The sequence below is a fragment of the Streptomyces sp. NPDC041940 genome, assembly GCF_055589465.1.
Window position 1 is genome coordinate 169,504 of the sequence record NZ_JBVJBP010000017.1, and the last position, 19,469, is coordinate 188,972.

At 72.0% G+C, this 19,469-nt stretch carries 24 protein-coding genes and 1 pseudogene; 17 read left to right on the forward strand and 8 right to left on the reverse strand.

The window, feature by feature from the left end:
- Positions 1-15: 15 nt before the first annotated feature.
- Positions 16-594: a GNAT family N-acetyltransferase gene (locus ACZ6I3_RS26855; RefSeq protein ID WP_469418022.1), complete on the forward strand. Its 579-nt coding sequence runs from the start codon at positions 16-18 to the stop codon at positions 592-594.
- A gap of 24 nt (positions 595-618) precedes the next feature.
- Here ACZ6I3_RS26855 and ACZ6I3_RS26860 read toward each other — a convergent pair whose 3' ends face one another.
- Positions 619-966, reverse strand: coding sequence for a VOC family protein (locus ACZ6I3_RS26860; protein ID WP_184588514.1), 348 nt, complete (start codon positions 964-966; stop codon positions 619-621).
- A gap of 48 nt (positions 967-1,014) precedes the next feature.
- Here ACZ6I3_RS26860 and ACZ6I3_RS26865 point away from each other — a divergent pair, with 48 nt between their 5' ends.
- The gene (locus ACZ6I3_RS26865) at positions 1,015-1,491 is read left to right on the forward strand and encodes a phage holin family protein (RefSeq protein WP_469418023.1); all 477 of its coding nucleotides are present in this window, start codon (positions 1,015-1,017) and stop codon (positions 1,489-1,491) included.
- A 4-nt stretch (positions 1,492-1,495) separates the two neighbouring features.
- Here the strand turns inward: ACZ6I3_RS26865 and ACZ6I3_RS26870 are convergent, their stop codons facing one another.
- Positions 1,496-2,458: an LLM class F420-dependent oxidoreductase gene (locus ACZ6I3_RS26870; RefSeq protein ID WP_469418024.1), complete on the reverse strand. Its 963-nt coding sequence runs from the start codon at positions 2,456-2,458 to the stop codon at positions 1,496-1,498.
- A 159-nt stretch (positions 2,459-2,617) separates the two neighbouring features.
- Here ACZ6I3_RS26870 and ACZ6I3_RS26875 point away from each other — a divergent pair, with 159 nt between their 5' ends.
- From ACZ6I3_RS26875 to ACZ6I3_RS26935, 13 genes and pseudogenes are all read left to right on the forward strand, one after another.
- The gene (locus tag ACZ6I3_RS26875) at positions 2,618-4,609 is read left to right on the forward strand and encodes an NAD(P)/FAD-dependent oxidoreductase (protein WP_469418026.1); all 1,992 of its coding nucleotides are present in this window, start codon (positions 2,618-2,620) and stop codon (positions 4,607-4,609) included.
- Positions 4,606-6,453: a transketolase gene (locus tag ACZ6I3_RS26880; RefSeq protein ID WP_469418027.1), complete on the forward strand. Its 1,848-nt coding sequence runs from the start codon at positions 4,606-4,608 to the stop codon at positions 6,451-6,453. Before ACZ6I3_RS26875 ends, ACZ6I3_RS26880 begins: the two co-directional genes overlap by 4 nt.
- A pseudogene (ligD, locus tag ACZ6I3_RS26885) lies at positions 6,450-6,929 on the forward strand (non-homologous end-joining DNA ligase LigD); the annotation flags it as partial. The gene ACZ6I3_RS26880 and the pseudogene ligD, both read left to right, overlap by 4 nt.
- A 97-nt stretch (positions 6,930-7,026) precedes the next feature.
- Positions 7,027-7,395, forward strand: coding sequence for a gas vesicle protein GvpO (locus ACZ6I3_RS26890; RefSeq protein ID WP_469418029.1), 369 nt, complete (start codon positions 7,027-7,029; stop codon positions 7,393-7,395).
- Positions 7,396-7,441: 46 nt separating this feature from the next.
- Complete coding sequence (locus tag ACZ6I3_RS26895; RefSeq protein WP_469418031.1) at positions 7,442-7,876, forward strand: gas vesicle structural protein GvpA; 435 nt, start codon at positions 7,442-7,444, stop codon at positions 7,874-7,876.
- Entirely contained in the window at positions 7,873-8,649 is a 777-nt protein-coding gene (locus tag ACZ6I3_RS26900) for a GvpL/GvpF family gas vesicle protein (RefSeq protein WP_469418032.1), read from the forward strand. The genes ACZ6I3_RS26895 and ACZ6I3_RS26900 overlap by 4 nt, the downstream gene beginning before the upstream one ends.
- A 4-nt stretch (positions 8,650-8,653) precedes the next feature.
- Positions 8,654-8,917, forward strand: coding sequence for a gas vesicle protein GvpG (locus ACZ6I3_RS26905; protein ID WP_468183897.1), 264 nt, complete (start codon positions 8,654-8,656; stop codon positions 8,915-8,917).
- Complete coding sequence (locus ACZ6I3_RS26910) at positions 8,914-9,594, forward strand: DNA primase (RefSeq protein WP_469418034.1); 681 nt, start codon at positions 8,914-8,916, stop codon at positions 9,592-9,594. Before ACZ6I3_RS26905 ends, ACZ6I3_RS26910 begins: the two co-directional genes overlap by 4 nt.
- Positions 9,591-10,712, forward strand: a complete 1,122-nt coding sequence (locus ACZ6I3_RS26915; protein WP_469418035.1) for an SRPBCC family protein — start codon at positions 9,591-9,593, stop codon at positions 10,710-10,712. The genes ACZ6I3_RS26910 and ACZ6I3_RS26915 overlap by 4 nt, the downstream gene beginning before the upstream one ends.
- Positions 10,709-11,047: a gas vesicle protein gene (locus ACZ6I3_RS26920; protein ID WP_469418037.1), complete on the forward strand. Its 339-nt coding sequence runs from the start codon at positions 10,709-10,711 to the stop codon at positions 11,045-11,047. The genes ACZ6I3_RS26915 and ACZ6I3_RS26920 overlap by 4 nt, the downstream gene beginning before the upstream one ends.
- Positions 11,044-11,799 carry a GvpL/GvpF family gas vesicle protein gene (locus tag ACZ6I3_RS26925; protein WP_469418039.1) on the forward strand — a complete coding sequence of 252 codons (756 nt, stop codon included), beginning with the start codon at positions 11,044-11,046 and terminating at the stop codon, positions 11,797-11,799. Before ACZ6I3_RS26920 ends, ACZ6I3_RS26925 begins: the two co-directional genes overlap by 4 nt.
- A 16-nt stretch (positions 11,800-11,815) precedes the next feature.
- Entirely contained in the window at positions 11,816-12,004 is a 189-nt protein-coding gene (locus ACZ6I3_RS26930) for a gas vesicle protein (RefSeq protein WP_184588487.1), read from the forward strand.
- Between the two features lie 65 nt (positions 12,005-12,069).
- Positions 12,070-12,339: a gas vesicle protein K gene (locus ACZ6I3_RS26935; RefSeq protein WP_229873118.1), complete on the forward strand. Its 270-nt coding sequence runs from the start codon at positions 12,070-12,072 to the stop codon at positions 12,337-12,339.
- 14 nt (positions 12,340-12,353) lie between these two features.
- Here the strand turns inward: ACZ6I3_RS26935 and ACZ6I3_RS26940 are convergent, their stop codons facing one another.
- From ACZ6I3_RS26940 to ACZ6I3_RS26950, 3 genes are all read right to left on the reverse strand, one after another.
- Positions 12,354-12,524 carry a hydrophobic protein gene (locus ACZ6I3_RS26940; RefSeq protein WP_189726215.1) on the reverse strand — a complete coding sequence of 57 codons (171 nt, stop codon included), beginning with the start codon at positions 12,522-12,524 and terminating at the stop codon, positions 12,354-12,356.
- 41 nt (positions 12,525-12,565) lie between these two features.
- Complete coding sequence (locus ACZ6I3_RS26945; protein WP_469418054.1) at positions 12,566-13,387, reverse strand: class I SAM-dependent methyltransferase; 822 nt, start codon at positions 13,385-13,387, stop codon at positions 12,566-12,568.
- 106 nt (positions 13,388-13,493) lie between these two features.
- Complete coding sequence (locus ACZ6I3_RS26950; protein WP_469418040.1) at positions 13,494-14,990, reverse strand: bifunctional phosphatase PAP2/diacylglycerol kinase family protein; 1,497 nt, start codon at positions 14,988-14,990, stop codon at positions 13,494-13,496.
- 112 nt (positions 14,991-15,102) lie between these two features.
- Between ACZ6I3_RS26950 and ACZ6I3_RS26955 the strand changes: the two genes are divergently transcribed.
- On the forward strand, positions 15,103-16,722 hold the full coding sequence (locus ACZ6I3_RS26955) for an ABC-F family ATP-binding cassette domain-containing protein (RefSeq protein WP_469418041.1): 1,620 nt from the start codon (positions 15,103-15,105) through the stop codon (positions 16,720-16,722).
- Between the two features lie 132 nt (positions 16,723-16,854).
- On the opposite strand, the gene ACZ6I3_RS26960 is transcribed toward ACZ6I3_RS26955, so the two are convergent.
- Positions 16,855-17,955: a baeRF2 domain-containing protein gene (locus tag ACZ6I3_RS26960; protein WP_469418043.1), complete on the reverse strand. Its 1,101-nt coding sequence runs from the start codon at positions 17,953-17,955 to the stop codon at positions 16,855-16,857.
- 93 nt (positions 17,956-18,048) lie between these two features.
- Between ACZ6I3_RS26960 and ACZ6I3_RS26965 the strand changes: the two genes are divergently transcribed.
- On the forward strand, positions 18,049-18,306 hold the full coding sequence (locus ACZ6I3_RS26965; RefSeq protein WP_382832078.1) for a DUF6158 family protein: 258 nt from the start codon (positions 18,049-18,051) through the stop codon (positions 18,304-18,306).
- A 30-nt stretch (positions 18,307-18,336) separates the two neighbouring features.
- Here ACZ6I3_RS26965 and ACZ6I3_RS26970 read toward each other — a convergent pair whose 3' ends face one another.
- Complete coding sequence (locus ACZ6I3_RS26970) at positions 18,337-18,879, reverse strand: type 1 glutamine amidotransferase domain-containing protein (protein WP_469418045.1); 543 nt, start codon at positions 18,877-18,879, stop codon at positions 18,337-18,339.
- A gap of 43 nt (positions 18,880-18,922) precedes the next feature.
- Complete coding sequence (locus ACZ6I3_RS26975) at positions 18,923-19,354, reverse strand: CBS domain-containing protein (protein WP_469418047.1); 432 nt, start codon at positions 19,352-19,354, stop codon at positions 18,923-18,925.
- Positions 19,355-19,469: the final 115 nt, after the last annotated feature.

Below are 19,469 nucleotides of genomic sequence, written 5' to 3' on the forward strand. Positions count from 1 at the left end.
GGCTACTGTGGCGGGGTGCCCCACAACGCATCCCGCTACCTCGCCGAAGGCCCCCGGGTGGGCATACGCCACTTCACCTACGGGGACGGCGCCGAGTTCACCGCCCGGGCACGGGAGAGCAAGGACCTGCACCACCCCTGGCTCTTCCCGCCCGAGAGCGCCCAGGCCTACACCGCGTACGCCGGGCGGCTGATCGAGGACCCGTCCAAGGCCGGCTTCCTCGTCTGCGAGAAGGGCGACGTCAGCGAGCGGGGCGACGGGGCCATCGCCGGGTTCATCAACATCAACAACATCGTCGAGGGCGGCTTCCAGTGCGGGGCGCTTGGCTACGGCGCCTTCGCGCACGCCGCCGGGCGGGGGCTGATGCGCGAAGGTCTCGACCTCGTCGTGCGGTACGCGTTCGGCCCGATGCGACTGCACCGGCTGGAGATCAACGTCCAGCCCGCCAACGCCGCGTCGATCGCCCTGGCCCGCGGCTGCGGGTTCCGCCTGGAGGGCTTCTCGCCGAAGATGCTCTTCGTCGACGGGGCCTGGCGCGACCACGAACGCTGGGCGATCACCGCCGAGACGGTTACGGGGCCGGAGCGGCACTGAGTCCGGGTCCGGCCCCGGCGGACCTCACGCGTTGCGGTCCACGTACTCGTAGATCGACCCGTCCGGGTGCAGCGCGATCAGATTGCGGCCGGCCGGGGACGCGATGGGGCCCGCGACGATGTGGGCGCCCAGTTCGGTGAGCACCCGGTGGGTGTCGTCGACGTCCTTGACGGCGATCGTCGCGGAAACCTTGCGCAGCACCTCCAGTTCGGCCGGGGGACCGCTCATCAGCAGGAAGCAGCCGATCGCCGCCACCTCGACACCGCCCCGTTCGAAGCGCTGGGCGCTGCCGCCCGCCAGCCGCTCGTAGAAGGGGATCGCGGTCTCGAGGTCGTCGACGCAGACGCGCAGTGTGGCACCCAGAATCTCCATGAGGACGAGCCTAGTTACGCGCCGGGGGGCGAGGGTACCCGGCCGGGTATGAAGCCGATGGATCACCTGGAGCATCTGGACAAACATCTGGTTGACGAGCTGGCGCAGGTGGCGCGAGAGACCGTACGGGACGAACTGCGCGAGCAGACACGCAAGCAGCGCCGCAGGGCCACGCTGTACGCCGCGTCCGGCGCACTCGCCCTGTACGCGGGCGCGGCACTCGCACTCGCCGTGGGACTGGCCCTCGCCCTCGGCCTGCCCGGCTGGGCGGCCGCGCTGATCACCGCCGTGCTCCTGGGCGCCGCGGCCTATGTGCTGCGTGGCATGGCCCGGCCGGACCGCCCGGGTTCCGGGCACGGGGCCGGTGCGGTCCCAGGCCGTGATGACGCGGGCCGGGCAGCCGCCGCGGCCGATGGTCTGCCGTATCCGCCCGTGCCGCCGGCCCCGCCCGCCGCCGGGCCCGCCCCGGGCACGGTGCCCCCGCGGCCGACGGACGCCCCGGACGTGCCCCGCCCCCGGGGGTGACGCGTCAGAGGCCCTGCTGGAGCTGCGGCAGGACCTTCGTGCGGTAGAAGTCGAAGAAGCCGCGCAGATCGGGCCCGATCTGGTTGACGTAGACCCGGTCGAAGCCCGCGTCGGCAAACCGCTTCAGCTCGGCGACGTGGGCGTCCACGTCGTCGCCGCACACCCGGTTCTCGCGCACCATGTCCTCGGTGACCAGTTGCTGCGCCTGCTCGAAGTGTTTCGGCGAGGGCAGCACCTGGCCCAGCTCCCCCGGCAGTTGCTCGTTCGCCCAGAGGCGGTGGACGGTGCGCAGGGCCTCGTCCCGGTCGGTGTCGTAGCAGACCTTGGTGCCGCCGCTGACCGGCTTTCCGCCGCCTCCGCCCTTGCGGTACTGCTCCACCATGGTCTCGTCCGCCGCCATGGTGATGTAGCCGTCGCCGACGCGGGACGCGAGCTGGGTCGCCGCCGGGCCGAAGCCGGAGATGTCGATCGGGACGGGCTCGTCCGGCACCGTGTACAGGCGGGCGTTCTCCACCGTGTAGTGCGGCCCGTGATGGTTCACCTCCTCGCCCGTGAACAGCCGGCGCATCACCTGGACGGCCTCCTCCAGCATGTCCAGACGGACATGGGCCGGCGGCCAGTGGTCACCGAGGATGTGCTCGTTGAGCGCCTCGCCGGAGCCGACGCCGAGCCGGAAGCGGCCCGCCGTCATCACCGCGCTGGTCGCCGCGGCCTGCGCCACCACCGCCGGGTGCATCCGCACGGTCGGACAGGTCACCGCCGTCTCGACCGGCAGCGACACCGCCTCGGACAGCGCGCCGATCACCGACCAGACGAACGGGCTCTGGCCCTGCTCGTCGTTCCACGGGTGGTAGTGGTCCGAGATCCACAGCGCCTGGAATCCGGCCTGCTCGGCCATCCGCGCCTGCTCGATCAGTTCGGCTGGTCCGTACTGCTCGCACGAGAGGAAATATCCGTACTCGGGCATGGGGGAGTGCCTCCGCGACGTGGGTGGTCCGTATCCCGCCCCGGGTACCCGGGCGCAGGGGCGGAAACCGGCGGGTTCCGGGCCGGGCGGACGTTTGGGTGCCCTGGCCAGGGGGACGCGGAAGGCTCCCGAGGTACGCGACAGCGCCGGAGGTGAACCGTGAGTCGACCCCGCATCGTGATCGTCGGTGCCGGCTTCGCCGGTTACCGTGCCGCGCGCACCCTGGCCCGGCAGACCCGGGGCCGGGCCCACATCACCCTGCTGAACCCCACCGACTACTTCCTGTATCTGCCGCTGCTGCCGCAGGTCGCCGCCGGCATCCTGGAGCCGCGCCGGGTCACGGTCTCCCTCTCGGGCACGCTGCCGCACGTACGGCTGGTGCTCGGCGAGGCCGACCGGATCGACCTCGACGGACGCACGCTGCACTACACGGGCCCCGAGGGCGACGGCGGCACGCTCGCCTACGACCGGCTGGTGATCGCCGCCGGCAGCGTCAACAAGCTGCTGCCCGTCCCGGGCGTCGCCGAGCACGCGCACGGCTTCCGAGGGCTGCCCGAGGCGCTGTATCTGCGCGACCACGTGACCCGGCAGGTGGAGCTGGCAGCCGCCGCCGAGGACCCCAAGTCGTGCGCCGCGCGCTGCACCTTCGTCGTGGTCGGCGCCGGGTACACCGGCACCGAGGTCGCCGCGCACGGGCAGATGTTCACCGACGCGCAGGTACGCAAGCACCCGCTGCGGCAGGGCATGCGACCGCGCTGGATCCTGCTGGACGTGGCGCCGCGGGTGCTGCCCGAGATGGACGACAAGCTCTCCGCCACGGCCGACCGGGTGCTGCGGCAGCGGGGCGTGGACGTGCGGACGGGGACCTCCGTGAAGGAGGCCCTGCCCGACGGGGTCGTACTGAGCGACGGCGAGTTCGTCGAGACCCGGACGCTGGTCTGGTGCGTGGGCGTACGGCCCGACCCGCTGGTCGCGTCCCTCGGGCTGCCGTTGGAGAAGGGGCGGCTGCTCGTCGACCCGTACCTCCAGGTGCCGGGGCGTCCGGAGCTGTTCGCGTGCGGTGACGCGGCCGCGGTGCCCGATCTGGAGAAGCCGGGCAGCTGTACGCCGATGACCGCGCAGCACGCCTGGCGGCACGGCAAGGTCGCGGCCGAGAACGTCGCCGCGTCACTCGGCCTGGGCGGGGAGCGCAAGCCCTACCGCCATCGCGACCTGGGCTTCGTCGTCGACCTGGGCGGTGCGAAGGCCGCGGCCAATCCGCTCGGCGTGGCGCTGTCCGGGGTACCGGCGGGTGCGGTGACGCGTGGCTATCACCTCGCCGCCATGCCCGGAAACCGGGTCCGGGTCGCCGCCGACTGGCTGCTGGACGCGGTACTGCCGCGCCAGGCCGTGCAGTTGGGGCTCGTACGGTCCTGGTCCGTGCCCCTGGACACGTCGTCGCCGGAGGTGGCCCGGGTGCCGGGCGGGCCCGGGACGCGGCAGGAGGCGAGCGCCCGCTCGGGGCCGGGCGCGGCGGTACGGGCCGACATCTACGACGGGGGGACCGGCACCGGGCCCGGGAAGGGCCGGGCCGCAGAAGAGCCCGCGAAGGGGCAGCCCGGATCCGGGGTGACACTGTCCGGATCCGGGGCCGCGGAGCGCCGCTCGGAAACGGAGCTCGCCAAGGGCCGACCGGCCGGAGAACGGGCCCGGACCTGGCCCGCCGACAGGCCCGCCAAGGGACCGCTCGGCGGCACACGGGGCAGGAGCGGGCCGGGCGAGAGGCAGCCGGGTGGTGATCCCTCCGCAGGGCAGCCGGGTGGTGAGCCCCCAGAGGGGCGGCCCGGTGGCGCACCCGCGCGACACCAGCCGGGTGGTGGACCCGCCAGGAATCAGCCGGGTGGTGGAGCCGCCAGGAACCAGCCGGGTGGTGGAGCCGCCAGGAATCTGCCGGGTGGCGAGCCCGCCAAGAATCAACCCGGCGGTGAGCCCGCCAGGAATCAGCCGGGTGGTGAGCCCGCCAGGAATCAGCCCGGCGGTGAGCCCGCCAAGAATCAGCCCGTGCCCGTTCTGCGGCCCCCTGACGATCAACCACCTCCGGGTCCTGATGTCGCCCCCGGCCCCGTCAAGCGTTCCGACCCACCGGACGACTCCGCGAAAGGAGACTCATGAACACCGGTGAACTCACCGATCTCGGCCGACAGCTGCGCGTGGACAGTGTCCGCGCCGCCGACGCCGCGGGCTCTGGGCATCCGACGTCCTCGATGTCCGCGGCCGACCTGATGGCCGTGCTGCTCGCACGCCACTTCCGCTACGACTTCGACCGCCCCGCCCACCCCGGCAACGACCGCTTCGTGCTGTCCAAGGGACACGCCTCGCCGCTGCTGTACTCCGCGTACAAGGCGGCCGGCGCCATCGACGACGAGGAACTGCTCACCTTCCGCAAGCTGGGCAGCCGCCTCGAAGGGCACCCCACACCGCAGCGCCTGCCGTGGGTCGAGACGGCCACCGGTTCGCTCGGGCAGGGCCTGCCGGTCGGTGTCGGTATCGCGCTGGCCGGCAAGCGGCTGGACCGCACCGGCTACCGCACCTGGGTGCTGTGCGGCGACAGCGAGCTGGCCGAGGGATCCGTGTGGGAGGCCGCCGAGCAGGCCGGGTACGAACACCTGGACAACCTCACCGTGATCGTCGACGTCAACCGGCTCGGCCAGCGCGGCCCGACCCGGCACGGCCACGACCTGAACGCCTACGCCCGCCGCTTCCAGGCCTTCGACTGGCACACCATCGAGGTCGACGGGCACGACGTGGACGCCGTCGACCGCGCCTACGGCGAGGCCGCCTCCACCAAGGGCCAGCCCACCGCGATCCTCGCCCGTACCCTCAAGGGCAAGGGCGTCGAGAGCGTCCAGGACCGCGAGGGCCTGCACGGCAAGCCGCTGCCGGAGGCCGAGGAGGCGATCGCCGAACTCGGCGGTCCGCGCGACATCCGCGTCCAGGTGCAGGAACCGCCGGCCGCCCGCATGCTGCACGCCGTCCACACCGGGAACTACGAACTCCCCAGGTGGGACAAGGGCGAAGAGGTCGCCACCCGCAACGCCTTCGGCGAGGCGCTCACCGCGCTCGGCACCGGCCGCGGCGACATCGTCGCCCTGGACGGCGAGGTCGGCGACTCCACCCGCGCCGAGTTCTTCGCCAAGGAGCACCCCGACCGCTACTTCGAGTGCTACATCGCCGAGCAGCAGCTGGTCGCCTCGGCGGTCGGGCTCGCCGCACGCGGCTGGATGCCGTACGCCGCGACGTTCGCGGCCTTCCTGACCCGGGCCCACGACTTCATCAGGATGGCGTCCGTCAGTGGCGCCGGCATCAACCTGGTCGGCTCGCACGCCGGTGTCGCCATCGGCCAGGACGGGCCCAGCCAGATGGGCCTGGAGGACCTGGCGATGATGCGGGCGGTGCACGGCTCGACCGTGCTGTACCCGTGCGACGCCAACCAGACCGCCCGGCTCGTCGGCGCGATGGCCGGCCTTGAGGGCGTCCGCTACCTGCGCACCTCGCGCGGCGAGAGCGCGGTGATCTACGGCCCGGACGAGGAGTTCCCGGTCGGCGGGAGCAAGGTGCTGCGCTCCTCCGGGCACGACCGGCTGACCCTGGTCGCGGCGGGCGTCACCGTGCACGAGGCACTGGCCGCCGCCGACGCCCTGGAGCGGCAGGGCATCCAGGCACGGGTGATCGACCTGTACTCCGTGAAGCCCGTCGACCGGGCCACCCTGCGCCGGGCCGCCGAGGAGACCGGCTGCCTGGTGACCGTCGAGGACCACCACCCGGAGGGCGGCATCGGGGACGCGGTCCTCGACGCCTTCACCGACGGGCGGCCCGTCCCGCGCCTGGTGCGGCTCGCCGTACGGTCGATGCCCGGCTCGGCGTCACCGGCCGAGTCGCTGCACGCCGCGGGCATCGACGCCGAGTCGATCGCGGCGGCCGGGCGGCTGCTGGTGGAGGAGGCGGTCGTGCCGTGAGCGGCGGCGACGGCACGCGCGGGGTGCGGGCGGGCCGTCGCACCGTGACGGTCCCCCGGCCGGACAAGCTGCTCTTCCCCGGCGGCGCGCACGCCAAGGACGGGCTCGACGGGCCGACGTTCAAGAACACCCCGGAGCACTACCCGGAGTGGAGCAGGCGCGTCGAGCCGGCCGAGGAGGGCGGCACCGTCCGCCACACCGTCTGTGACGACACCGCCACCCTCCTCTACCTGGCCGACCAGGCGAGCATCGCCCTGCACCGCCGGCTGTCCCGCGCCGACAGCGTCGACCACCCCGACCGGCTCACCACCGCCGCCCGCAAGAAGGACCGCGGCGGGCGGCTCTACCTCGACGTGCAGCGCAACGCCTGCGCCCAGACCGCCGTCGCGCCCTTCACGGTCCGGCCCCGGCCGGGCGCGCCCGTGGCGACCCCCATCACCTGGGACCAGCTCGACGACCCGGAACTGCACGCCCGCGGGTGAGCCACCCGAGCCTCCCTGGGCGAATGGCAGATGCATGAGACCGCGGAGGTTTGGCGAACACTCTTGCGGCCACACGGAGGGGGAGGTGGCCATGTCGAACACAAGAAACACGCAAGAGTCACAGGGTTCACAGAAGTCCCAGAACTCACAGAATTCGCGCAAGTCGACTGACAGCACGGCCGACGACCGGCCGAGCCCCATGGAAGTGCTGCGCCAGGCGCGCGGCCAGCTCGCGGAACTCACCGGCATGGAAGCCGAGTCCGTGTCGTCCTTCGAGCAGACGGAGGAGGGCTGGGCGCTGGAGATCGAGGTTCTCGAACTCGAGCGCGTGCCCGACACGATGAGCCTGATGGCGAGCTACCAGGTGGACCTGGACTCCCAGGGGCAGCTCACCGGTTACCGGCGTGTCCGCCGCTACGAACGCGGCAGGTCCGACGCGCGCAGGCCCGGCGGCCGCTAGGCCGCCCGACCGGACCCACACCCCACGACAAGGAGGGACATCCGGCATGACAGTCGTACCGGCACAACAGTCCGGCGGCGGAGGCGGCAGCAGCGGTCTCTACGACGTGCTCGAACTTGTTCTGGACAGGGGGCTCGTCATCGACGCATTCGTGCGGGTCTCCCTGGTCGGTATCGAGATCCTCAAGATCGATGTACGGGTCGTCGTCGCCAGCGTCGACACCTATCTGCGCTTCGCCGAGGCGTGCAACCGGCTCGACCTGGAGGCCGGGCCGCGCAAGGACCCGGGCCTGCCCGACCTGGTCGGCGAGATCACCGAGTCCGGAGCGCGCGGTAAGTCCAAGGGGGCGCTGTCCGGTGCCGCCGAGACCATCTCCGACGCCTTCAATCAGGCTCGGTCCGAAGGCTCCGAGCGTCAGTCCGAGTCGCGTCCGCGGGCCCGCAAGAGCACGTCCGCCCGCCGGAAGGAGGAGCAGGAGTGAGCACCTACGTCTACGGCATCGCGGCGCACTCCCATCCGGCGCTGCCCGAGGGCATGGGCGGCGTGGGCGACCCGCCCCGCCCGGTGCGCATCCTGCGTGAGGGCGACCTGGCGGCCGTCGTCAGCGACGCGCCCGAAGGGCTGCGGCCCAAGCGCAGGGAGTTGCTCGCCCATCAGAACGTGCTGAGCGAGGCGGGCGCGGCCGGCTGCGTGCTGCCCATGCGGTTCGGCAGTGTCGCCCCGGACGACAACTCGATCACCGGGGTGCTCGCCGAGCGCGCCGAGCACTACAAGGAGCGCCTGGGGGCGCTGGACGGCCGGGTCGAGTACAACGTCAAGGCCAACCATGTGGAAGAGGCCGTACTCCACCAGGTGATGGCCGAGAGTCCCGACATCCGCGGTCTCGCGGAGGCCAACCGGGAGTCCGGCGGCGGTAGTTACGACGACAAGATCCGGCTCGGCGAGCTGGTCGCGGCCGCGGTCAAGGCCAAGGAGGCCGACGACGCCGCCGCACTGCAGGCCGTCCTGGAGCCGGTCGCCGACGCCGTGAGCGTGGGCCCCGAGTCCACCGGCTGGCTGGCCAATGTGTCGTTCCTGGTCGACCGGGAGACGGCGGAGGACTTCCTGGCGGCCGTGGAACAGGCGCGCAAGGACCTGCCGCACCTGGAGGTGCGGCTCAACGGACCGTTGCCGCCGTACAGCTTCGTGGAGCCCGGCCCGGCCGAGCCCGCGGGCACCGTGGCGAGCGGCACGGACACCACCGGAGCGGGGTGACGACATGGGCCTGATCTCCGAGGTGCTGCTGCTGCCGCTCGCACCCGTGCGCGGCAGCGCCTGGGCCATCAGACAGGTGGTGCAGGAGGCCGAGCGGATCTACTACGACCCCGCCACGGTCCGGGCCGAGCTGGCCCGCCTTGAGGAGCAGATGGAGGCCGGAGAGATCACGGAGGAGGAATTCGACCGTCTTGAGGACGACCTTCTCGACCGGTTGGAGATCGCTTCGCGCGGGAGCGCGGGAACGGGCAACGGGACGACACCATGAACCGAATGGGACTGGGCCTCGCGGTGGGGGCCGGATACCTCCTGGGACGTACCAAAAAGCTGAAGATGGCGATCGCCGTCGGCGGACTGGTGGCCGGGAAGAAGCTGAACCTGAGCCCGCGCATGGTCGCGGAGCTGCTCCAGCAGCAGCTGCGGAACAACCCGCAGTTCAAGGAGATAGGCGACCAGCTGCGTGAGGATCTGCGCGGTGTCGGCAAGGCAGCCTCCGGTGCCATGGTCGAGCGGCAGATCGACGCCCTCGCCGACCGGCTGCACGGCCGGACCGCCCAGGTGCGCGACCAGTTGACGGGCGTGGTGCCCGGCGCTCAGGACGACGACGCCGAGGACGCCGAGTACGAGGACGAGGAGCCCGAGGAGCCCGAGGAGCCCGAGGAGCCCGAGGACTCCGGTGCCGACGAGGGCGAGGAAGAGGAAGAGGACGAGGAGCCGGAGGCGAAGAGGGCTCCCGCCAAGAAGGCCCCCGCCAAGAAGGCGCCGGCGAAGAAGGCAGCGAAGAAGGCTCCCGCCAAGAAGGCCCCCGCGAAGAAGGCACCCGCGAAGAAGACGGCGGCCCGCACGGCGGCGGCGAAGAAGACCACGCCCGCCAAGAAGGCGACCTCCGGGCGCCGGGGCGGCAGCGCCCGGTCCCGGCTGCCGAAGGGAGGCGGTGAGGGATGAGTGACACTCTCGGCTCGGCGAAGTCCGCCGCCGACGGAGCGACGAAGAACCCGCTCACGGACCTGGCCCACAGCGAGGCCGCCGACCGGCTGAAGGCCGAACTGCAGGAGTACCTCGCCGCTCAGGCCACGCGCATGCTGACCGGTGTGGGCCGCAAGCTCGGCGAGACCACCGGCAAGCTGAACGACATCGCCGAGGGCAACAGCCCCGGCTTCGCCAAGCTCGCCCTCGACGGCGGCCGCAAGCTCGCCGAGGGCAAGAGTCCGCTGCGCGCCGCACTGGAGACCGGCGGCTCGCGTATCAAGGACAAGGTCACCGGTGCCTTCAAGGGCCTCGGCGGCAAGGGCAAGGGCAAGGGCAAAGGCCGCTCCGGCAACAAGCCCACCGTCATCATCGAGCACATCGATGTCGGCGTACCGCTGCGCACGGCGTACGACCAGTGGACCCAGTACCAGGACTTCAGCACCTTCGCGAAGGGCGTCAAGTCCGCGAGCAAGGCCGACGACACCAATTCCGACTGGCAGTTGAAGGTCTTCTGGTCCAACCGCAGCTGGAAGGCGAAGACGACCGAGCAGGTGCCGGACGACCGCATCGCCTGGACGTCGGAGGGCGCCAAGGGCACGACGAAGGGCGTCGTCTCCTTCCACCGGCTCACCGACAACCTCACCCGCGTCCTGCTGGTCATCGAGTACTACCCCTCCGGCCTCTTCGAGAAGACCGGCAACATCTGGCGCGCCCAGGGCCGCCGCGCCCGGCTCGACCTGAAGAACTACGTCCGCTTCATCACGATCAAGGGCGAGGCGGAGGACGGCTGGCGCGGTGAGATCCGCGACGGCGAGGTCGTCGTCAGCCACGAGGACGCGCTCGCCGAGGAGGAGTCGGAGGAGGAGCGCCCCGAGGGCGAGGAGCCGGAGGACGAGCCGGAGGGCGAGTACGAGGAGGAGGAAGAGGAAGAAGAGGAAGAACCCGAGGGCGAGTACGAGGACGACGCCGAGGCCGAGTACGACGAGGAGGCCGAAGGCGAGGAAGAGCCCGAGGAGGAAGCCGAGGAGGAGCCTGAGGAGGAGTACGAAGAAGAGGACGAGGACGAGTACGCCGACAGCGGGAGCCGTCGATGACAACGCCCAGCAGGATGCCCGAACCCTACGGCCAGGGGGGCGGTGCCAACCTGGCCGACATCCTGGAACGGGTGCTGGACAAGGGCATCGTCATCGCGGGCGACATCCGTATCAACCTGCTCGACATCGAACTCCTCACGATCAAGCTCCGCCTCATCGTCGCCTCCGTCGACAAGGCCAAGGAGATGGGCATCGACTGGTGGGAGAGCGACCCGAACCTGAGCTCTCGGGCCCGCCGTGATGAACTGACCCGTGAAAACGCCGAGTTGCGCGAGAGGCTGGCCCGGCTGGAGGAGCTGGAGCCGGGCCGCGCGGAGAAGAAGGAGTCCCAGTGACCGGACTGCGGTACGTCTACGCCGTCTGCCGCCCCTTCGGTACGCCGCTCCAGTCCCAGCTGTCGGGGGTGGCGGGCGATCCGCCCCGCGCGCTGACTCACCACGGTCTCGTCGCCGTGGTGAGTCATGTGCCGGAGCGGGACTTCGCCGAGGAACCGCTCCACGCCCATCTGGAGGACCTGGACTGGCTCACCGAGACCGCCCGCGCCCATCAGGGCGTGATCGACGCGCTCACCACCGTCACGACCCCGCTGCCGCTGCGGCTCGGCACCGTGTTCCGGGACGACAGCGGCGTACGGACGATGATGGAGGCCCGCGAAGAGAACTTCCTGCGCACCCTCGACCGGCTGGAGGGCCGGGTCGAGTGGGGCGTGAAGGTGTACGCCGAGTCCGAACAGCAGGAAAGTCCCAGGCCCGCGCAGAAAGCCACGTCGGGCCGGGACTACCTGCGGCAGCGGCGGATGCAGACCAGGTCGCACGAGGAGATGTGGCAGAAGGCCGAACATTTCTCGAACCGACTGCACGAAAACCTCTCCGCATTCGCGGAGGATTCCCGGCTGCACCCCCCGCAGAATCCCGCGCTTTCCAAGGCGACCGGGCGCAACGTAATGAATGCCGCATATCTGGTGCCGCGCGCCGATTCCGAGGAATTCGTGGAACTGGTGGACCGCACGAAGGGTGACGTGCCCGGAATGCGCATCGAACTCACCGGCCCCTGGGCGGCCTATTCGTTCGCCGGGGAGGCCCTATGACCGACGGAGAGAAGCCGTGACCGTAGTGGAACGCCGTGAGGTCGCCCTCGTGGACCTGCTCGACCGGCTGCTCGCCGGCGGCGTCGTCATCACGGGGGACATCACCCTGCGCATCGCCGACGTCGACCTGGTCCGCATCGACCTCAACGCGCTCATCAGCTCGGTGAACGCCCAGGTGTCGTCACCGTTCGAGGAGTTGCTGTGACGTCAGCCGACAGCCCCCAGCCCCGGCCCGAGCCCCGGCCCGACCCTCGTCCGCGGCGCAACCGGATGGACCTGGAGCCCGACACCGTCGAGCGTGACCTGGTCAAACTCGTGCTGACGGTGGTGGAACTGCTGCGCCAGCTCATGGAGCGCCAGGCGGTGCGCAGGTTCGACGTGGGGGATCTGACCGAGGAGCAGGAGGAGCGGGTCGGGCTCACGCTGATGCTGCTCGAGGAGCGGATGGCGGAACTGCGCGACCGCTACGGACTGCGGCCCGAGGACCTCAATCTGGACCTCGGGCCGCTCGGACCGCTGCTTCCCCGGGACGGGGGCTGAATCAGCGGGCTAATTCACCACCTGTACCACCGGCCCCGGCTCCCGGATGCCGACGTGCCCCGCACGAGGAATCCCAGCAGCCACAGCACGAGAACCGCCAACGCGATCCACCAGAGTACCTTTACCGCAAATCCGGCACCGAACAGAACCAGAGCCAGAAGCAGAACCAGCAGGATGGGAACCATAGTGTGACCTCCTGCATTCAGGGTGTCCCCGAAATTCTGTTTCAGGCTTCCTTTCGGCAGAGAATTTCTCCGTGCAGCACGCTGAACCAGCCGTCCTCCTGCTCGCCCCACGCGCGCCACGCCCCGGCCACGTCCCGCAACTCCTCCTCGCCGGCGTGCCCGCCCAGCCGGGCCCGGTCCGCGTACGTCGAGGCCAGGGTGCGGTCGGCCCAGAGTCCGCTCCACCAGGCCCGCTCCTGAGGCGTGGCGAAGGTCCACGTCCCGGAGCTCGCCGTGATGTCCGTGAGCCCGGCTCGCAGCGCCCAGGCCTTCAGCCGGCGCCCGGCGTCCGGCTCACCGCCGTTGGCCCGGGCGACCCGGCGGTAGAGGTCCAGCCAGGCGTCCAGCCCCGCGGACTCCGGATACCAGGTCATCGCCGCGTAGTCCGCGTCCCGCACGGCGACGATGCCGCCGGGCCTGACGACCCGCTTCATCTCCCGCAGGGCCCGCACCGGATCGCCCACGTGCTGGAGCACCTGATGGGCGTGGACCACGCAGAAGGTGTCGTCCGGGTAGTCCAGGGCGTGCGCGTCGGCGACGGCGAAGTCGACGTTGGCCAGTCCCCGCCCGGCCGCCGTGGCGCGTGCCTGCTCCAGGATCTCCGGCACCCGGTCGACACCGGTGACCTGCCCGCCCGGCACCAGCTCCGCCAGGTCGGCGGTGATGGTGCCCGGGCCGCAGCCGATGTCCAGGATCTTCATGCGGGGTTCGAGCGAGGGCAGCAGATAGGCGGCCGAGTTGGCGGCGGTCCGCCAGGTGTGCGAGCGGAGCACCGACTCGTGGTGTCCGTGCGTGTATACGGCGGTCTCCCGCGGTTCCGGCATGGCGGATCCCACCCCTTCCGTTCTTCCGGTCGGCATGGGATCACCGTACGCATCGGGGTCGAATAATGAGACCCGCATCCTGCTATATGGACTGACGGGGCGTCAGTCAGTAGCCGGTGATGGGCCGGTACACGGTCAGCGCCTCGGGCAGCTTCTCCAGGGTGACGCTCCCCTCGACGTCGATGACCTCGCCGTCGTAGGCGAGCAGCGTGCCGGGGGCCACGTGGTCCAGGCGCAGCCGCCCCACCTGGACGGCCGCGTGGGCGGGCGAACGGGTCAGCGGTCCCGCGAGGGCGGCGGCCAGCAGTCGTGCGGCGGGCCGGCGGCCACCGTGCACGACCCGGACGTCGAGCTGCCCGTCCGCGAGGTCCAGCCGGCGCCCGGGCGCGAGCCCCACGCGGTGATAGGTGCCGTTCCCGGCGAACAGCAGCCACAGCGCACGCGTGCGGCCCCGGAGCTCGGCCTCCAGCGGATGCCGGTCGGCCCGCAGCACGCGCCGGACCGCGAGCACACCGGCCGGCCAGCCGCCGATCCGGTGCGACCAGCGCTCCCGCACGCGCACGAGCTCCGGATAGACGCCGACACTGCAGGTGTTGAGGAAGACGCCGTGCTCCTCGCCGCAGGAGAACCGGCCGACGTCCACGCGTACGGCATCGCCCTGGCGCAGCGCGCGGGCCAGGTCGCGTGCGTCCTCCACACCCAGGTCGTAGGCGAAGTGGTTGAGGGTGCCGCCGGGCAGTACGGCGAGGGGCAGCCGGTGCCTCAGGGCGACGCGGGCGGCGGCGTTCACGGTGCCGTCGCCGCCGCACACGCCGAGGACCCGGGCGCGCCCGGCCGCCTTCTCCAACTCGGCGGCCACGTCCTGCGGTTCGCACTCGACGACCTCGGCCCGCGGGAGGTCGTCCCGCAGGGCACGGGCACGCTCGGCGGTGCCCGCGGCGGTGTTCGCCACGAGCACGAGCCCCTCGCCCTCCAGCAGCGCGGGGACCTCGGCGCGGGGGCGGGCCGGCGGGGTCGCTTGCGCCCGCGTCGGCACCAGGCCCCGCACGGCGAACGCGGCCCCCACGCCCAGGGCCGCACCGGCCAGGACGTCGCTCGGGAAATGGACGCCTGTGTAGACCCGGGAGAGGGCGACCGAGGCGGCCACCGGGGCGACGACCGCGCCCCACACCGGGGACTCCAGGGCGACACCGGCCGCGAAGGCGGCGGCCGACGCGGCATGCCCGGAGGGGAACGACGTGGTGATCGGCTGCCGCTTCAGCCGCCTGATCAGCGGGACCGGGTCCAGCGCGGGGCGGGCACGGCGCACCGAGCGCTTGCCGAGCGTGTTGACGGCGAGGGAGGCGAGGCCCAGCGAGGCCAGCCCGCGGGTCGCCGCACGGCGGGCCCGGGGCGTGCGGCTCGCCGCGAGGGCGGCGGCCGCCGCGAACCACAGGGCACCGTGGTTCGCGCCACGGCCGAGCCGGGGCAGGACGGCGTCGGCTCCGGGCCAGTGCCGGTCGGCGGCGGCCTCGAAGAGCCGGCGGTCCCAGGCGAGGACACGGTAGCGCAGGGGGTGGTGCCCGGGCTTCGTCGTGGTGAGGTCCAGGTCGGGGGTTGTCATGGGGCTGCGGGTACCCGGAGGGGGGTGGGCACACCGTCGCTTCTCCGTGGTCGGCGTCGCCGGCGCCAAATGAGTTTGCCCCCGACGCCCCGGCACCGCAGAATCCCTGCACATGGGTCACCTCGAAGCCGCGCACCTGGAGTACTACCTGCCCGACGGAAGGGCGCTGCTGGGTGATGTGTCGTTCCGGGTCGGGGAGGGGGCCGTCGCGGCCCTCGTGGGGCCCAACGGTGCCGGCAAGACCACCCTGCTGCGCATGCTCGCCGGTGAGCTGAAGCCGCACGGCGGTTCCGTCACCGTCGGCGGCGGCCTCGGTGTGATGCGCCAGTTCGTCGGATCCGTACGCGACGAGACGACCGTACGCGACCTGCTCGTGTCCGTCGCGACGCCCCGCATCCGCGAGGCGGCCCGTGCCGTCGACGCCGCCGAGCACGCCATCATGACCGTCGACGACGAAACCGCCCAGCTGAAGTACGCCCAGGCCCTCGCCGACTGGGCCGAGGCGCGCGGCTACGAGGCCGAGACGCTGTGGGACATGTGCACCACCGCGGCCCTGGGCATCCCGTACGACAGGGCGCAGTGGCGACTCGTCCGCACCCTCTCCGGCGGCGAGCAGAAGCGGCTCGTGCTGGAGGCGCTGCTGCGCGGCACCGACGAGGTGCTGCTGCTCGACGAGCCCGACAACTACCTCGACGTACCGGGCAAACGCTGGCTGGAGGAGCGGCTCGCGGAGACCCGCAAGACCGTGCTGCTGGTCTCGCACGACCGGGAACTCCTCGCCCGCTCGGCCCAGCGCATCATCTCCCTGGAACCCGGCCCCGCCGGCGCCGACGCCTGGGTGCACGGCGGCGGATTCACCACCTTCCACGACGCCCGCCGGGCCCGCTTCGCCCGCTTCGAGGAGTTGCGCAGGCGCTGGGACGAGAAGCACGCCCAGTTGAAGAAGCTGGTGCTGACGCTCCGTCAAGCGGCAGAGAACAGCACGGACATGGCCTCTCGCTACCGCGCCGCCCAGACCAGGCTCCGCAAGTTCGAGGAGGCCGGGCCGCCCCCGGAGCCGCCGCGCGAGCAGGACATCAGGATGCGCCTCAAGGGCGGCCGCACCGGCGTCCGCTCGGTCACCTGCGAGGGCCTGGAACTCACCAACCTGATGAAGCCCTTCGACCTGGAGGTCTTCTACGGCGAACGCGTCGCCGTCCTCGGCTCCAACGGCTCCGGCAAGTCCCACTTCCTGCGGCTGCTCGCCGGCGGCGACGTGGCGCACACGGGGCACTGGAAGCTGGGCGCCCGGGTCGTGCCCGGCCACTTCGCGCAGACCCACGCCCACCCGGAGCTGGAGGGCCGCAAGCTCCTCGACATCCTGTGGAAGGAACACGCCCAGGACCGCGGCGCCGCGATGTCCCGGCTGCGCCGCTACGAGCTGACGAACCAGGCCGAGCAGACCTTCGACCGGCTGTCCGGCGGCCAGCAGGCCCGTTTCCAGATCCTCCTGCTGGAACTCCAGGGCGTGACGGCGCTACTGCTCGACGAGCCGACCGACAACCTCGACCTGGAATCCGCCGAGGCGCTGCAGGAGGGCCTGGAGGCTTTCGAGGGCACGGTCCTCGCCGTCACCCACGACCGCTGGTTCGCCCGCTCCTTCGACCGCTACTTGGTCTTCGGCAGCGACGGCCGGGTCCGGGAGACCCCGGCCCCGGTCTGGGACGAACGCCGAGTGGAACGCGCCCGCTAGGGCCGCGCCCGCTAGGGACCGCGCCCCCCTAGGGCCGCGCCCCAAAGGGGCGCGGGGAACTGCGCGCCCAGCCACAACGCACCCGCACTGCGGCAAGCACCCGATGACGGCTGGGCGCCCAAACAGCTCCGCTCACTTCCAGCGCAACAACGCCCCGAGTCCACCCACCGGCACCTCCTCCTCCGAAACAGCCAGCGCACGCGCATCCGTGGCGACCGCCGACCGGATCAACGCGTCATCCGCCCGGGCAGGCCACGAGTGCTGCTCACCGAGGATCTTCAGATCCGTGCGCCGCACCGCCACCTGGTCCGGATCCTCGCCGATCCACACCTCGCGATGCGCGTCCGGCCCGTTCGGCCTGATCAGCAGCTCGTCGATACGGTGCTCACGCGCCGCCTCGATCAGCGCGGGCACGCCCTCCACGGCCCGGGCCCGGCCCTCGTCGTCCGGGCTCCGGCCGGCCCGGAACCGATCCAGCTCCGCCTCGGCCTGCCACGCCACATGCTCGGCACGGGCCTTCTCCACGTCCTCGTCGAGGAGCCGGCTGCCGCTGCCGTGCGGCGCCTCGACGACCAGATCGTGCAGCCGCTTCGGCAGCCGGTCGTGCACGGACCGCCGCTCCCGGTCCTCACCGACGAGAATCAGCAGGTCGGCCCGCGTCTCCTCCTGGCACACGGCGAGCGCGTCGGCGATCTCCGCGGCGTTGTGCTCCCAGGTGTTCTCCACCCGCAGCTGGAAATGCCGCTCGGACCAGTCCGCGGAGCCCGTCCGGTGCACCGGCCACCGGCGCCCGGTGACGCCCCCGGCGTCCTCCCGGCCCAGCGCGCTGCGCAGCTCGAAGTCCGCGCCCTTGCGGTCGACGTAGGCGACCACGCACACCGGGTCCTCGCCGGCCAGTTCCAGCAGGGGGGTGACGCGCGGCAGCGGGGCGCATTCGGCCCAGTCGCCCGCCTGCGGGGGGCGGGCCAGCGGCAGGTCGAGGACGACCTCGCCGTCACGGGCGAAGAGGGCCCGGCCGTGCGGTTCGGAGGAGTGTCGCAGATCCTCGATCGCGTTCTGCACGGCGCCGCAGGTCGCCTCGTCCGCGCCCTGCGCGGCCAGCTGCCTGGCCAGCGCCTGGGCCGTCAGCTGCCGCTCGTGAGGCGTGTCCTCCGTGTGGCGGGAGGTGTCGACGTACACAGAGGCCCACGGCCCCGAGTGTTCGTAGAGTGGGTGCAGAAAGGCGAGATCCATGGCTCCCTCCCGGGTGCCGATCGGGTGTACTGCTCAGTTGCACCGGGCGGGTACCCGTACCGCGGACACGAACACGACGAGCGGGGCGACACCATGACCGGAGTGGACCCTGACCGGCTGGACGAACAGCAGCTCATGAAGGAGCTGGAGACCATCCACCGCACGCGCCACGACACGCTGCTGTACGGGTCGAACGACGCGCTGCGGGCCCACAACGAGCGCATGGCGCAGCTCGAGGGCGAGTACCTGCGCCGCAACCCGCGCCGCCCGGTGGCCGCGGGTCGCACACGCGAAGGGGCCCGGGAGCGGGGGAGCGGGGAGTCGGCGACTCCCACGCCCCCCGGCACCTGAGCCCCGAGGGCCGGAAGCGGAGGCCCGCTGTCAGCCGGCCTCCTCGGCGAACACGTCGAGGAAGGTCTCGCAGAACGCCTTGAGGTCGTCAGGCCTACGGCTGGTGACCAGCTTGGCCGCGCCGTGGTCGCAGACCTTGACCTGCTTGTCCACCCAGGTGCCGCCCGCGTTGCGGATGTCGGTCCGCAGGCTCGGCCAGGAGGTCAGCTCCCGGCCGCGTACGACGTCCGCCTCGACCAGCGTCCAGGGCGCGTGGCAGATCGCGGCCACGGGGCGGCCGTGCTCGAAGAAGTCCCGGACGAACGCGACGGCCTCGTCGTCCGTCCGAAGGAAGTCCGGGCCGGCCACACCGCCGGGCAGCACCAGCCCGCCGAACGAGCCGGGCGCGCTCTCGCCCACCACCTCGTCCACGGGGAAGGTGTCCGCCTTGTCGAGGTGGTCGAACGCCTGGATCTTCCCGTGCTTCGTCGACACCAGCACGGGCTCGTGGCCGGCGTCCTTCGCCGCCTGCCACGGATCGGTCAGCTCGACCTGCTCGACGCCCTCGGGCGCGACCAGAAACGCGATACGCATGATGCTCAACGTCCTTTCCTGTCCTCGAAGCCCGTGGTCGTGCTCATGCACCACCCCGGGCGTCCGGCTCGGCGCGGCTGATGTCGGCGAGCGCCGAGGCGGGGTCCTCGGCCTCGGCCAGGTCGCCGAGGCTCACCATGCCGACCGGCAGTCCGTTCTCCACCACGGGCAGCCGGCGCACCGCGTGCTCGCGCATCAGCGCGGCCGCCGTCGTCACCCGGTCGTCCGGCGACACCGTCACCGGATCCGGGGTGCACACGGTCTGCGCGCTCACCGTCATCGGATCGGCGCCGTCGGCGACGGCCCGCACCGCGATGTCGCGGTCGGTGAGCACTCCGATCACGTCCTGCCCGTCGGCGACCACCACGTCACCGATGTTCTGCGTGCGCATCAACTGGGCCGCCTCGACGAGCGAGGCGTCCGGGCGCACGGCGACCACACCCGGAGTCATCACGTCCTTCACCAACTCGGCCATCACCGGGGCCCTCTCTCCGTTCCCAGGTCGGCGGGGGGGGGGGGGGGGGGGGGGGGGGGGGGGGGGGGGGGGGGGGGGACGGGGGGGGGGGGGTGGGGGAGGGGGGGGGAGGAGA

Bases quoted from the DNA above. Each gene is read 5' to 3' on its own strand.
- ACZ6I3_RS26945 (WP_469418054.1), bottom strand. From the start codon at position 13,387: ATGCCGGAACCGCGGGAGACCGCCGTATACACGCACGGACACCACGAG.
- ACZ6I3_RS26895 (WP_469418031.1), top strand. From the start codon at position 7,442: ATGACAGTCGTACCGGCACAACAGTCCGGCGGCGGAGGCGGCAGCAGC.
- ACZ6I3_RS26975 (WP_469418047.1), bottom strand. From the start codon at position 19,354: ATGGCCGAGTTGGTGAAGGACGTGATGACTCCGGGTGTGGTCGCCGTG.
- ACZ6I3_RS26870 (WP_469418024.1), bottom strand. From the start codon at position 2,458: ATGCCCGAGTACGGATATTTCCTCTCGTGCGAGCAGTACGGACCAGCC.
- ACZ6I3_RS26960 (WP_469418043.1), bottom strand. From the start codon at position 17,955: ATGGATCTCGCCTTTCTGCACCCACTCTACGAACACTCGGGGCCGTGG.
- ACZ6I3_RS26860 (WP_184588514.1), bottom strand. From the start codon at position 966: ATGGAGATTCTGGGTGCCACACTGCGCGTCTGCGTCGACGACCTCGAG.
- ACZ6I3_RS26905 (WP_468183897.1), top strand. From the start codon at position 8,654: ATGGGCCTGATCTCCGAGGTGCTGCTGCTGCCGCTCGCACCCGTGCGC.
- ACZ6I3_RS26890 (WP_469418029.1), top strand. From the start codon at position 7,027: ATGTCGAACACAAGAAACACGCAAGAGTCACAGGGTTCACAGAAGTCC.
- ACZ6I3_RS26950 (WP_469418040.1), bottom strand. From the start codon at position 14,990: ATGACAACCCCCGACCTGGACCTCACCACGACGAAGCCCGGGCACCAC.
- ACZ6I3_RS26940 (WP_189726215.1), bottom strand. From the start codon at position 12,524: ATGGTTCCCATCCTGCTGGTTCTGCTTCTGGCTCTGGTTCTGTTCGGT.
- ACZ6I3_RS26965 (WP_382832078.1), top strand. From the start codon at position 18,049: ATGACCGGAGTGGACCCTGACCGGCTGGACGAACAGCAGCTCATGAAG.
- ACZ6I3_RS26935 (WP_229873118.1), top strand. From the start codon at position 12,070: ATGGACCTGGAGCCCGACACCGTCGAGCGTGACCTGGTCAAACTCGTG.
- ACZ6I3_RS26970 (WP_469418045.1), bottom strand. From the start codon at position 18,879: ATGCGTATCGCGTTTCTGGTCGCGCCCGAGGGCGTCGAGCAGGTCGAG.
- ACZ6I3_RS26865 (WP_469418023.1), top strand. From the start codon at position 1,015: ATGAAGCCGATGGATCACCTGGAGCATCTGGACAAACATCTGGTTGAC.
- ACZ6I3_RS26910 (WP_469418034.1), top strand. From the start codon at position 8,914: ATGAACCGAATGGGACTGGGCCTCGCGGTGGGGGCCGGATACCTCCTG.
- ACZ6I3_RS26915 (WP_469418035.1), top strand. From the start codon at position 9,591: ATGAGTGACACTCTCGGCTCGGCGAAGTCCGCCGCCGACGGAGCGACG.
- ACZ6I3_RS26955 (WP_469418041.1), top strand. From the start codon at position 15,103: ATGGGTCACCTCGAAGCCGCGCACCTGGAGTACTACCTGCCCGACGGA.
- ACZ6I3_RS26920 (WP_469418037.1), top strand. From the start codon at position 10,709: ATGACAACGCCCAGCAGGATGCCCGAACCCTACGGCCAGGGGGGCGGT.
- ACZ6I3_RS26880 (WP_469418027.1), top strand. From the start codon at position 4,606: ATGAACACCGGTGAACTCACCGATCTCGGCCGACAGCTGCGCGTGGAC.